General features: G+C 45.2%; 14 protein-coding genes and 1 tRNA gene. 10 read left to right on the forward strand and 5 right to left on the reverse strand.

Annotated elements, in window-relative coordinates; translation table 11 throughout:
• Positions 1–9 precede the first annotated feature (9 nt).
• From cheB to J7529_RS04830, 3 genes are all read right to left on the reverse strand, one after another.
• Positions 10–1,104 carry a chemotaxis-specific protein-glutamate methyltransferase CheB gene (gene cheB / locus J7529_RS04820; RefSeq protein ID WP_318728052.1) on the reverse strand — a complete coding sequence of 365 codons (1,095 nt, stop codon included), beginning with the start codon at positions 1,102–1,104 and terminating at the stop codon, positions 10–12.
• A gap of 125 nt (positions 1,105–1,229) precedes the next feature.
• Positions 1,230–1,721 carry a hypothetical protein gene (locus J7529_RS04825; protein ID WP_318728053.1) on the reverse strand — a complete coding sequence of 164 codons (492 nt, stop codon included), beginning with the start codon at positions 1,719–1,721 and terminating at the stop codon, positions 1,230–1,232.
• Positions 1,718–2,794, reverse strand: a complete 1,077-nt coding sequence (locus J7529_RS04830) for a RuBisCO accumulation factor 1 (protein WP_318728054.1) — start codon at positions 2,792–2,794, stop codon at positions 1,718–1,720. The genes J7529_RS04825 and J7529_RS04830 overlap by 4 nt, the downstream gene beginning before the upstream one ends.
• Positions 2,795–2,932: 138 nt before the next feature.
• On the opposite strand from J7529_RS04830, the gene J7529_RS04835 reads away from it, so the two are divergent.
• The 6 genes from J7529_RS04835 to J7529_RS04860 all read left to right on the forward strand — a co-directional run bounded on the left by J7529_RS04835 (position 2,933) and on the right by J7529_RS04860 (position 6,871).
• Positions 2,933–3,005: transfer RNA gene (locus J7529_RS04835), tRNA-Ala, on the forward strand.
• Between the two features lie 81 nt (positions 3,006–3,086).
• Positions 3,087–3,413 carry a transposase gene (locus J7529_RS04840; RefSeq protein ID WP_318728055.1) on the forward strand — a complete coding sequence of 109 codons (327 nt, stop codon included), beginning with the start codon at positions 3,087–3,089 and terminating at the stop codon, positions 3,411–3,413.
• A 352-nt stretch (positions 3,414–3,765) separates the two neighbouring features.
• Complete coding sequence (locus tag J7529_RS04845) at positions 3,766–4,068, forward strand: DUF2499 domain-containing protein (RefSeq protein ID WP_318728056.1); 303 nt, start codon at positions 3,766–3,768, stop codon at positions 4,066–4,068.
• A 31-nt stretch (positions 4,069–4,099) separates the two neighbouring features.
• Positions 4,100–4,399 (forward strand): DUF3593 domain-containing protein, encoded by a 300-nt coding sequence (locus J7529_RS04850; RefSeq protein ID WP_271937874.1) that lies wholly within the window; start codon positions 4,100–4,102, stop codon positions 4,397–4,399.
• Between the two features lie 549 nt (positions 4,400–4,948).
• A complete protein-coding gene (locus tag J7529_RS04855) occupies positions 4,949–5,620 on the forward strand; it encodes a YqiA/YcfP family alpha/beta fold hydrolase (RefSeq protein WP_318728057.1) in 672 nt (223 codons plus the stop codon).
• Between the two features lie 108 nt (positions 5,621–5,728).
• Positions 5,729–6,871 carry a histidinol-phosphate transaminase gene (locus tag J7529_RS04860; RefSeq protein WP_318728058.1) on the forward strand — a complete coding sequence of 381 codons (1,143 nt, stop codon included), beginning with the start codon at positions 5,729–5,731 and terminating at the stop codon, positions 6,869–6,871.
• On the opposite strand, the gene J7529_RS04865 is transcribed toward J7529_RS04860, so the two are convergent.
• Positions 6,864–7,295 (reverse strand): hypothetical protein, encoded by a 432-nt coding sequence (locus J7529_RS04865; RefSeq protein WP_318728059.1) that lies wholly within the window; start codon positions 7,293–7,295, stop codon positions 6,864–6,866. The genes J7529_RS04860 and J7529_RS04865 overlap by 8 nt on opposite strands.
• A 609-nt stretch (positions 7,296–7,904) precedes the next feature.
• Here J7529_RS04865 and J7529_RS04870 point away from each other — a divergent pair.
• On the forward strand, positions 7,905–8,573 hold the full coding sequence (locus J7529_RS04870) for a sugar transferase (RefSeq protein ID WP_318728060.1): 669 nt from the start codon (positions 7,905–7,907) through the stop codon (positions 8,571–8,573).
• 134 nt (positions 8,574–8,707) lie between these two features.
• Here the strand turns inward: J7529_RS04870 and galE are convergent, their stop codons facing one another.
• Positions 8,708–9,721: a UDP-glucose 4-epimerase GalE gene (galE, locus tag J7529_RS04875; protein ID WP_318728061.1), complete on the reverse strand. Its 1,014-nt coding sequence runs from the start codon at positions 9,719–9,721 to the stop codon at positions 8,708–8,710.
• Positions 9,722–9,907: 186 nt separating this feature from the next.
• On the opposite strand from galE, the gene J7529_RS04880 reads away from it, so the two are divergent.
• The 3 genes from J7529_RS04880 to J7529_RS04890 all read left to right on the forward strand — a co-directional run bounded on the left by J7529_RS04880 (position 9,908) and on the right by J7529_RS04890 (position 12,448).
• The gene (locus tag J7529_RS04880) at positions 9,908–10,291 is read left to right on the forward strand and encodes a DUF4346 domain-containing protein (protein ID WP_413038703.1); all 384 of its coding nucleotides are present in this window, start codon (positions 9,908–9,910) and stop codon (positions 10,289–10,291) included.
• 267 nt (positions 10,292–10,558) lie between these two features.
• Positions 10,559–11,635, forward strand: coding sequence for a magnesium-protoporphyrin IX monomethyl ester (oxidative) cyclase (gene acsF / locus J7529_RS04885; protein ID WP_318728063.1), 1,077 nt, complete (start codon positions 10,559–10,561; stop codon positions 11,633–11,635).
• 156 nt (positions 11,636–11,791) lie between these two features.
• Positions 11,792–12,448: a hypothetical protein gene (locus tag J7529_RS04890; RefSeq protein WP_318728064.1), complete on the forward strand. Its 657-nt coding sequence runs from the start codon at positions 11,792–11,794 to the stop codon at positions 12,446–12,448.
• Positions 12,449–12,500 lie beyond the last annotated feature (52 nt).

Below are 12,500 nucleotides of genomic sequence, written 5' to 3' on the forward strand. Positions count from 1 at the left end.
AATAGGGAGCTAGACAACCAATTTCCTTAAAATGGCAGTGGCAATGGCTTCTGGAGGTAAAACCTGATGCGTGGCACCGAGGGCGATCGCCTCTTTGGGCATCCCAAACACCACACAACTGGCTTCATTTTGGGCTAAAGTGAAGCCTCCAGCCTGAAAAATAGACAACAGACCATCGGCTCCATCCCGTCCCATTCCGGTCAGTAACACGCCAATACTACGATTTCTATAATATTGAGCTACTGAATTAAAGGTTACCGTAATCGAGGGACAATGCCCTCCACCTCCGACGGTGCGACTGTAGACAAAACAGCCCATCTGATCGAAGATCAGATGGGAACGTTCTGGAGGAAAATAGATATGGCCAGGTTGGGGGCGATCGCCTGCTCGGGCAACGCTCACGGGAAGAGAACAGCGACTTGAGAGCCAGTCAATAAACCCTTGTAAAAAACCTTCACTAATATGTTGCACACAAATCACTGGAACAGGTAGATTAGCTGGAAATTGGCTTAAAATTTGCTCTAACACTTGTGGGCCACCGGTTGAAGCTCCTAGGGCAATGAGTCCCAGATGGGTCGTTCTAAACGGCAGTATAGGACGGGAAAACCGAGAGGAAGAAGTAGAAAAAAATACGGATTTGGTTTGAGAGACAGGGACAGAAGCATTCACCGGTTGTTGAGAGCGTTTACGGTTCCTAAATACAGACACTCCTGCTAAGATTTTCACCTTATTAATTAAAGCTTGTTGAATGCGATCGGAGTCTACCCCAAGTCCCCCTTCCGGTTTAGGAAAAACATCCACTGCTCCTGCTTCTAAAACTTTAAATACTTGATGGGTATCCTGTTCGCGCACCGAAGAACTAATCACTAAAATCGGTTTAGGGCGAGTAGACATGATTTCTTCAGTTAAGGTTAACCCATCCATTTCTGGCATGTGTAAGTCCGTACAAATGACTTGGGGATCAACTTTAGGAATGAGGGCGATCGCCTCTTTTCCAGTACGAGCTGTACCCACTACTTCAATATCTGGAGAGGCGTTGAGCATCCGCTTGAGGATGCTCAGGGCAATGGGAGAATCTTCAACAATAATGACTCGAATCGGCATTCAAAGTTACTCCAACAGGGGGAATTTAGGGAAACTTTGTAGAAGAGATGGAGAGTAGGCAGTGGGGCAAAAGTAGTTCAGTTTCAAGATCGATTGCCCGGTGTCTTCACTTTACAGTTACTCTGCTATATTAACTCCGAATAATACTGCTCAATATGGGTAAACTCCTGTTTTTCTCCACCAAACTGATCGTAAAGGGCACGATGGCAGGATAGTCCGTATTCATCGCTGCGAGTTTCGTATTCTTTGACCCAATCGACCAAAACTTGAAGCATGGCTTGTTGTTCTTGGGGAGAAGCAAATTTTTCCGGTTCCCAAGGCCGTTGGTAACAGTGATGAATACAGGTTGCTATGCCTGGATTGAGAAAGCGCAGTTCAGTGCAGTAGGGTAAGGCGGTTTCGATAATATCAGCATAGCAACCTTCAATTACCCATTGTTGATTATCTTGGATAAACGAGAGCAATAGGGTAATACTTTCATTGAGGGGTTTTCGTTCTGGCCCTGGATTCCAGGCAATTTCATCCAGGGATAGGCGGGGAATGGGGCGATCGCCAATTAAGCGACGGGCCATGGTACTTTTTCCTGCACCGGCATTACCAAGAAGGATGATTCTCATTCTTCAATTTGCCAGAGTTCTTTGGTAAAGTCCTCGTCTAGGATACGGTGGGGACGCATGAGTAAGACCAATTGTGCTAACAAGGGTTGATCCGGTTCAGTTTCCCACCATTGAAGTTCTAATTGACCGTCGATGTCTACTAGAAAATAGCGATCGCTATCCCATTGTCGCTCCTGGCGATCCACTAACATTAAAATAGGTTCTGAATTCTCGGATAGCGCTCCAGGAAGTTCGTCACTGTTGGCTAAGAGAGCAACCGGATCGCCCATTGCTCGGATCACTGACCATCCGGGAACTGCGACAAAAGCCGATGCTCCTTGACTACGAACTACTCCAAACGGCTCAAGGGCTTCAATCAAAGGTACAGCTTTCCAATCCTCTAGGGTGAGGGGAAATTGACCAACGACGGGAATCACCCGAGGCGATTCGTGAGCGGATTCTAGGCGATATACGGGTAATCTGGGGGCACTTTTTTGGGGAACGACGGTAAAATCGGTGAGCAGATGTTCCAGATATTGGCGAGCCGCATTACTCTGGGCGTAACGCAGACCTTTAGCAATTAGGCGCGATCTCTCTTGAATGTCTTTGTGTTGGCGGGCGCTTTTCCAGCACTGATGGGCCATAATATCTCCGGGATGCTGGGAAAAGCCTTCAGCGGACGAACTGCTGCGAGAGAAGTCTTTGATGGCTTTAGCCAGTTCGTGAGCTTGATCGGCATCCAGGTTATGATCCAGGCTAAATTCAGCCGCTGCTACCCGTTGGGGTTGGGTAAGGATGCGGAATTCGTAGAGAAGATCTGAGCCTTTTTGGTTAAAGTGCGATCGCACCGATTCTTTAATTTCAGCTTTGGTTAAGCTGGTGTAGACTTGGGCTGCAACCATCACCTGATTTTGTTGTACGGGTTCAAATCCAGTTTCTTCAAAAATGCGATCGGGTGCATATCCTGCCTTTTGCAGTTGGCTACAGGCCTGTCCCCACTCAACCCATGTGCCTTGTTTTCGGCGCAGTTGCAGCAACAAGGCATCTGCATCAATGGGTTCTACATTGGGAGGTGAATAGGGGGAATAACTCATAGCCGTGATTCTTCACTCAACGATCTTTTGATTACTTTATCGCTTTCTGGGGGGCGATCGGCCTAGAGCAGAATTTTTTTGGGGGTTTACCTCTTGACAAGTAACCCCTAATCAAGGCATGATAGTAGATGGGCTTTAGGGGCTATAGCTCAGTTGGTAGAGCACCTCAATGGCATTGAGGGGGTCAGCGGTTCGAGTCCGCTTAGCTCCATTTTACTTACAGCAAGGGTTACTGTTCCAGGACGCAAGAGTGATGTACTTGATTGCCAGGGGTTACAGCAATTACACAGCTATGGTTTGCTATCTGGATGTTTTCGACCCTCTGACCAAATCTGTGTTTTTCGTTGATTTCACCCAAATCGATGGGTTAGGCGTGTTAACCGTACAAACGATTCTCTCGGAAGTTGCTCTTGACCCCTCCCGTTTTCCTTCTGTCAAGCATTTTTGTTCTTGGTTAGGGCTTTCTCCAGGCAGTTGCATTACGGGTGGCAAGATTAAAATTTCTCGCACTCATCGAGTTGTTAATCGCGCAGCCAATGCCTTTCGCATGGCGGCTCAAGCTCTCAAGAACAGCCGTTCGCTTTGGGGGCTTTCTCTCGTCGTCTGCGCAATCGATTAGGTTCTCCTAAAGCGATTACCGCTACTGCTCATAAACTGGCACAGATTTTCTATGCTCTTTGGACTCCGGGTGAGGCTTATGTTGACCCAGGTGTTGATTATTATGAACACCTGGGTCAGCGACTTGTTCATCACTTGACCAAAAAAGCCAAGAGACTGGGCTTTGAGTTGATTCCTCAGTCTACCTCATCCCCAGGCTGTGATTCTGTTTCTTAGGAGAGGGGCAATCCTCTGTTTAAGAATACCGCTTCTCGATTGACTCAGCAAAATTAGGAGACTCTAGCTACAAACTCCCACGCCCCATTCCCCCATCAAGGTAAAATAAGGTCTGGCGTTTTGGATTAAGCCGATTTATGAATGTACTGTCGATCCCGACTTGGGTGATTCATGTTTCGAGTGTGATTGAGTGGATCATGGCCATTTGGCTAATTTGGCGTTATGGAGAATTAACTGGCGATCGCCGTTGGTCGTGGTTTGCCCTTGCCATGATTCCGGCTCTGATCAGTGCTATGTCTGCCTGTACCTGGCATTTCTTCGATAACGATCCCAACCTAGAATGGATTGTTACTCTACAAGCTGCCATGACCGTTGTTGGCAATTGTACCCTCTGCGCTGCCGGTTGGCTCCTCTGGCGACAAACCCAATCTCAAGCTTAAAACTCCCGTTTAATTCCTGCATCAGATAACCATGTCCAAAGATATCCTATTTGCACTCTCTTTATTTCCCTACTTGGGATTTTTATGGTTTATTACCCGCTCTGGACAAATGCCCCGGTTAGCTCTCATTGGCTTTTATATGACCTTAGTATTTGTAGGCGTAACGATTCCTGCCGGCATTTATGCCCAAGTCGTTTACCATGAAGCCCTAGCCAATGTAGATTTGCTCCATGGCGGCGCGGAAGTATTCTTAAGTATCTCCAATATTTTAATCGTGGTGGGATTTTATCAAGCCGTTAAATCTCAACTAGCGAAGGCATCCGACAGTTAAGCCAATTTTAGGGGCCGGTTCTCCAACATCTAGGAACCCTATCAATAAGGTCAGTAAACCCGCCTTAGTGGCTTGGCAAGCTTAAAATAGTGCATTGGAATAGTCGGACTCAATAGGTTTAAACACAGGATAAAGATCAAAAGTGTTTAATCTCGACATACAACTTTACATTTAAGCGAACAAGGTTTCCAGCAGCAGATCTTAGCTCCAATGAACAATGGAGCAGTACCGACTTATTTGTATTTGTAAATAGCGAAATTTATCCAACAAAGTTTGGCCATAAAACTTAGGAACTTCCATTAATAACTGTAAGATGTAAGTAAGCAATCAAAACCATGCAGGGTAAGAGCCTCTCAATCGCCCTTGAAAAAAGGAACTCAGACGAGAGAGCATATAATCATTATTCATAGCTGCCTGCTTCTGCTTCTAGGACTCCGCTTTAATACTGAAACCTATTCCCTATTCCCTAGCGCGTAGCGCTATATAAGCTGGAATGGAATTGTTTTGTTCTCCTACTCACCCTACCCCCTGGTTATTTCCTGAAGAAAAATGGTTTTCCCGTTACCGCGCGAAGCGCTGTATTTATATCTGCATGGGTTTGCATCATCTCCCCAGTCCTTGAAGTCGCTGGTGATCGCCCAAAAATTTAGTGATCGCCAAATTACCCTGCAAGTCCCTGATTTAAATCAGGGTGATTTTTCTCATCTCACCCTAACTCGCCAATTGCAACAGGTGGGGGAATTATTCCCAGCATCAGAAACCCCAGTTTATATTATTGGTTCGAGTTTTGGAGGGTTAACGGCCACTTGGTTAGCCGAACGTTATCCTCAAGTGCAAGCATTAGTTTTACTGGCTCCTGCTTTTGAGTTTTATACCTATTGGATGACTCAATTGACGGAATCTGAACGTCAAGAATGGCAAAAAAGGGGCTATTGGCCCATTTATCATTATGGCCAGAAGCGATCGCTTCCCTTACACTACCGTTTCATCTCCGATTTACTTCAATATTCCTCTTCGTCTCTCACCCGTGCTGTCCCTACACTCATTTTCCATGGGTTACACGATGAAGTTATTCCCTTTAAAGTCAGTCAAGACTACGCTGAGAACCGACCTTGGGTTAACTTAACCGAGTTAAAGAGCGATCATAGCTTAGGCGATAAACTCCCCGAAATTTGGCAGGGTATTCAAGACTTTTTATCTGGAATTACAACCCTCAACTAAGTTTTCCTGATTCCCTACTGCCCACTGCTGGCTATGACCAGCACGTAGCGCTATAAAATTTGATATGCTGATTTAATCTTCATCGCTACTTCTGAGTTAGTTAAGTCTATGTTGTCTTTCATCCGTCCGGCGATCGCCCAACTGAATGCCTATAAACCCCATCCAGGAAGCATCATCGGCAGTCATCCACAGACTTTGGATCGACTCGATACCAATGAAAGCACCCATGATTTACCGGAAGAGCTAAAACAGAAATTAGGCGAACTTTATGTTCATTCCCTAGAGGCTAACCGCTATCCTGATGGCAGTCATCAGGAATTAAAAGAGGCGATCGCTGAATATGTTAACGAATCAGCCCGAATCTCTCCAGAAACTGCCCTTTTCCCCGCTCAAATTGCCCTAGGAAACGGCTCCGATGAACTGATTCGATCCATCCTTATGGCAACCTGTTTAGGCGAGAGAACAGCGATTTTAGCCGCTAATCCCACCTTCTCCATGTATGGGATTCTTGCCAAAACCCTAGGCATTCCTGTGGTCACCGTTGACCGCAATCCCCAAACCTTTGAAACCAATCTAGAAGCCGCTCAAAAGATTGTAGAATCCGATACTTCGGTTCCGATTCGGGTGGTCTTTATGGTACATCCCAACTCCCCTACTGGAAACCCACTTACCCCTCAAGAAATCGAGTGGCTAAAACAACTCCCTCTAGAAATTTTAGTGGTGATTGATGAAGCCTATTTTGAATTTAGTCAACACACTCTTGTCTCTGAATTGGGTCAACATCCCAATTGGGTGATATTACGGACATTTTCCAAAGCCTTTCGATTAGCCTCCCATCGCGTTGGCTATGCTGTGGGTCACCCAGAATTAATTGAAGCCTTAGAAAAAGTACGACTGCCCTATAACTTACCTACGTTTTCCCAACTGGCAGCCCTGTTGGCTCTCCAAAATCGTCAACCGATTCTCAGCAGTGTTGGTTCACTGTTAGAAGAGAGAGAATACCTAAAAGAACAATTAAATCAAATTTCTCAGCTCACAGTTTGGCCAAGTGCAGGGAATTTTCTCTATGCTCGCCTAAATTCTAGCAGCCAACTGACCTACGAAGCGCTCGGCGATCGCCTGAAAACCCAAGGCACTCTTATTCGTCACACTGGAGGAGGATTAAGGATCACCATTGGCAATCCTGACGAAAATAAACGCACTTACCAAAGACTCCATAGCCTTTTAGACTCAGTTTCCGTTCTTAAGTGAGCAATCGAGCCTCATTTATCGTCTCTGGGAAAACACCTACCATCAGCGCTAAAGCCTCATTAGGTATAGTTGCCAGAGTTTTAGCGCCAAAAAAAGCTTCAAAATGCTGAAGAATCTTTTGGGCCCGATTGAGGGGGATACTTTGGTCAGAGAATTGATGGGTAAAGCGAATCCACTGAAGGCGAATTAAATAGGCCTGTCGTTGCTCCTCTAAGTTTTGTGGAGAGACCAGATCCAGATTTCCCACAGGTAACAACCCATGACAATCTGAATCACAGATTCCACCGACAGCCGCCCCAGGACCGGCAAATTCTGCATAATAGCGTTTATAGACGATCAGACCATTGCGACGGCTCTTATTGACCATCAACAATTTTCCTGATTTTAATTGACTCAAGGGATCGAGATCTGGCACCTCTAACACCGTTTGACCAAGTTTTCGAGTATGAAATGGGTTATGTTGACAATTCCCCGGAACTGACTGAACTCTTCTAGGTGAAGTCGAGGCAGCTATGGGGGAAGCTGATGATTGGCAGCAGTTTAGATGATTGTTCTCCATTTGCGATCATAGTCGGTTAAGTTCACAAGATGTTATGACAAAGAACAGGAGATTCGATTTAATGCTCATGGATCATCTAAATTCAAGCTGAGACAAACCCAGTTTAAGTGCATTAACTCTGGCTGGCAACAACTCTCCCGGTACTTCTTGGCTCTAAGATGCATCCAATCAAAAGTATATTCAGAGATTTAAGAGCAGGATCGGGCATACCATCAACTTTAAGGGGTTGACGAGTCAATGTTGGCGCTTTCTTGTTAAAATTATTCGATCTATCTTTCAGTGTAAATCCTATAGTTAGTCCATCCCCTAACTTCATCAAAACTTCATAAAACTGAAGAAATGGGTACAGAATTTTAAAGATTTCAAGAAGCTTAAGTCTGAGCTATACCCAAAGACCAAAGGATTGACTTAGCATAGAGATGTATAAGCACACACTCGAATCAAGCCCCATAAGTCCCTCATAATGTAAGTGTTATGAACAGTAATTATTCCCTTGGTTCAAGCTGGGAATTGGTATCGGTTTTACCCAGACTCCATCATCCTTCTACAGATTGCCCGATTAAACGTAGCATCGATATTATTGGTAGTCTGGTCGGTTTGCTGATTCTAGCTCTGATCTTTATCCCAATCGCCATTGCCATTAAACTCGATAGTCCTGGGCCTATTTTCTTCAGTCAGCGACGCTATGGACTCCATGGTAAGCCATTTACGATTTATAAGTTTCGCTCCATGGTGACCCATGCTGATAACTTGAAGTCGAAGGTGAAAAACCAGGCTGAGGGATTAATCTTCAAAAATGAATCCGATCCCCGCGTCACTAAAGTGGGCCAATTTTTGCGTAAAACTAGCTTAGATGAGTTTCCCCAATTCTGGAATGTCTTATTGGGAGAGATGAGTTTAGTCGGCACTCGTCCCCCCATCCATGATGAAGTAATTCGCTACAAACCTCATCACTGGAGACGATTGGATGTGAAACCGGGTTTAACGGGACAATGGCAGGTGAGCGGACGTTCGTTGGTGAGCAATTTCGAGGATATCGTGAGCTTGGATTTAGAATATCAATCCCTCTGGACTCCTCTCTATGATTTACAACTAATTTGGCAAACGGTTTATGTCGTTTTACATCGGACAGGGGCTTGTTAACTAATTGAGCTGGGTTTAAGGTGACATAGTAGGGGTCAACACTTGTGGGTTGACCCCTATTATTTTGGGGAATAGGAAAAGGGATGCAAGGACACAGAGACGCGAAGACATGGAGATAGACTACTCCCTATTGCCTATTGCCTACTCCCCATTCCATGCCTCAACTGATGCCATTGCCAAGCATGGTGAATAATGGTTTCTACATTAGGATAGATGGGATTCCAGTTAAGGAGAGTTCTAGCTTTGTCACTACTACCCACTAATATAGGCGGATCTCCAGGACGGCGATCGCACTCAACTGCTTTAATTTCACCTCCCGTCACTTGGCTAGCCGTTTCAATGACTTGTCTGACGGAAAAGCCATTGCCATTCCCCAGATTAAAGACTTCACTTTCGCCACCATTGAGCAGGTATTCTAAACCCAGAATATGGGCAGCCGCTAAGTCAAGTACATGAATGTAATCTCGAATACAGGTTCCGTCTTCTGTGTCATAATCTGTGCCAAAGATAGATAAAGAGTCCCGTTTTCCTAAAGCTGTTTGCAATGCTAAGGGAATCAAATGGGTTTCTGGATGATGATCCTCACCTAATAAGCCTCCAGGTTCGGCTCCAGCGGCGTTAAAATAGCGGAAACGGACCGATTGTAAACCATAGGCATGGTCAAAATCAGTGAGAATACGTTCAACCATGGCCTTACTCGCAGCATAGGGACTCATGGGATTTTGGGGATGATCTTCGGGGATAGGAAGAGTTTGGGGTTCCCCATAAATGGCACAAGTGGAAGAGAAAACTAACTTCTTGACATTGGCGGTTAACATGGCTTCTAGGAGGGTTAACGTGCCATGAACGTTATTGCTGTAGTACATGCCCGGTTTTTGGACGGACTCGCCAACGGCAATAAATGCGGCGAAGTGCATGACGGCAGCGATAGGATAAGTTTGGAAGATTTGATCGAGTAGGAGGCGATCGCTAATATCTCCTACAATTAAGGGTACTTTGAGAACATCTTCGACTAAATCCTGATGCCCATAACTGAGATTATCTAGAATAATCACTTCATAGTTAGCCTGTTGTAAAGCCAACACTGCATGGGAGCCAATATAGCCGGCTCCACCGGTTACTAAAATCGTTGGTTTTGCTTGCGCCACCTGAAAATCCCCTTATCTATGGATATTTGGATATTTGTCTAGTAGTTGCTCTGCCCTAAATCTCTATTTTCCTTGGAATCGATTCCCCAGAAATCTTACACTATAAATAGCATGGGTAAGGGGTTCAATCGATGAACATCAATCTTACCCATAATGTTCTATCTAACATTAGCCTTTTTCTTCTGTATGACTGATATTGCCCAAGAGATTACTGCCATTGATAACGAACTCTCGAAGCGAGATATTGCTCTCGATCCGGGAGGGTATTTTATTATTTACCTTGACCGAGAAGCTGGGCTGATTGGCACCAAGCATTTTACTAATATTATCAACGATCGCGGTCTGGCAGTCGATCCGGACACGGGAAAGGTTATTCCTGCCAAAGGGAAAGTGGAACGAACCGCGAGTCAGGTTTACACAGCGCGAACGGCAAAGGAATTGTGCGTCAAACTCTTTGAAACCGATCCTCCCTGCGGAGTGACGATGTTCGATCATGCGGCGTATCTGGGACGGGAGTTGGTGCGGGCAGAGTTCGCCCTGATTCAGGGTACAGAGTATATCCAAGATTAAGAAAGATTAAGAAATCTGCGATCGTGTGGTGCAGCCTAGTCCAAAATGGCTGTATCCCTTCTACTGATAGGGATAGATAGAGGATTCAACTCAGCGATAAATTAAGGAAAGTAACAGAATTGTTGCAACTCTTAACATAAAAATGGCGATCGCTGCCTCAGACCTTGTTAAACTAAGACCCTAGATACTTTAAAAACCCTCCCTCACCGGAGATCCAACCCCCCTTAAGGGAAGCGCTCATAACTCAAAACGAATCCTTAAAGACCTATGGTAAGCTCGGCTGAAAAACCCGCTTTTCAAGAAATCCGTCCAGGCGTAAAAGTCCCGGCTAAGGAAACTATCCTGACCCCTCGATTCTACACCACAGACTTCGATGAGATGGCTGAGATGGACATCTCTGTAAATGAAGACGAATTGCAAGCGATTCTGGAAGAATTCAGAGCAGATTATAATCGCCATCACTTTGTCCGTGACGAGGAATTTAACCAATCCTGGGATCATATTGATGGTGAAACCCGTCGGTTGTTTGTCGAATTTCTCGAGCGCTCTTGTACCGCTGAGTTTTCTGGTTTCTTACTCTATAAAGAATTAGGCCGTCGTCTCAAGGGTAAAAGTCCAGTGTTGGCAGAATGCTTTAATTTAATGTCCCGTGACGAAGCCCGTCATGCTGGATTTTTGAATAAGGCGATGTCAGACTTCAATCTCTCCTTAGATTTAGGCTTTCTGACCAAAAGTCGGAGCTATACTTTCTTCAAGCCTAAGTTTATTTTCTACGCCACTTACCTGTCAGAAAAAATTGGCTACTGGCGCTATATCACGATCTATCGCCATTTACAGCAACATCCTGAAGATAGAGTTTATCCCATCTTCCGCTTCTTTGAAAATTGGTGTCAAGACGAAAACCGCCATGGTGATTTCTTTGATGCCATTATGAAATCTCAGCCCCAAATGCTCAATGATTGGAAGGCGAAACTCTGGAGTCGTTTCTTCCTGTTGTCGGTGTTTGCGACCATGTTCCTTAATGATATTCAACGGTCAGATTTCTATGCTTCCATTGGTTTAGATGCGCGCGAATACGACATTTATGTGATCAAGAAAACCAATGAAACCGCAGGTCGGGTATTCCCAGTCATGTTGGATGTAGACAATCCGAAATTCTATGAATATTTGGATATTTGCATCGAAAATAATAAGAAATTGCGGGAAATTGATGCTTCTAGTAGTCCCAAGTTCTTAAAACCCCTGCAAAAGCTTCCCCATTACCTTTCTAATGGTGTTCAGTTTATCAAACTGTATTTCATGAAACCCATTGATGTGACAGAAATGGAAGGCGCTGTTCTTTAATTAGATTTTTTCATGAGGTGAAAGGGTTCTGTCAAGATTGGCAGGCCCTTTTTATGGTTTTTAAAGGGATAAAACCACAGAGTCACGGAGAAACACGGAGTTTACCTCTCTTTTGAGGGTAAGACAATGGAAATGGGAGAATCTGTTAAGAGTTTAATGAGTATCATCCTGGGGTTAGTCGCTGGGTTATGGGGGATGGAACTTGCTGCCTATGCCGAGCCTGTGGAGGTGCCACCAGGGGTTTTAGAAGGCTCTCCCGTGCTGCAACGTTGGCAAGAGGACGTGCCAAATGTGTTAGAAGAGATCCAAACCGATCCGAGTTTGCCCACTCGACTGAAAGCGGGGTATTCCCAGTTTCCGTCATCAGATCATCTAGGGGGGTTTCATGTGGGGTTAGAAGATTGGTGGGTGGGAAAAACGGGGTTAAGTTTCAGTGTAGGGTATGAGGGATCGTTTGGGGGGGAGCGATCGCACTTAGGCCTAGATCTTCATTATCATGTACTCCCCCTAGGTGGATATTTTAACTTAGCTCCCGTCTTCGGGTATCATCATCTGGGAACCCCAGACTATTCAAGAGGGGGGGTTAATTTGGGGCTACGCCTGATGCTGATTCCTTCACGGGGAGGGGGTACAGATTTATCCCTCTCTCAAACCTTTGTCAATCCGGGAAGTGGCACAGAAATTGGTTTAACGACCCTTGCCATGGGTTATGCTCTAACTGAGCAGTGGCGTTTAGGAACAGAGATTGAAAAACAGAACTCCAGCGAGCGTAAAGATAGTCGAGTCGGTATTTCCTTAGAATGGATGTTCTAGCGCAATTCAATATCTCAGCAATTATAGCATAACTGTGGCGATCGCACATCCG

Source organism: Roseofilum sp. Guam (genome assembly GCF_017746735.1).
GTDB classification, from domain to species: domain Bacteria; phylum Cyanobacteriota; class Cyanobacteriia; order Cyanobacteriales; family Desertifilaceae; genus Roseofilum; species Roseofilum reptotaenium.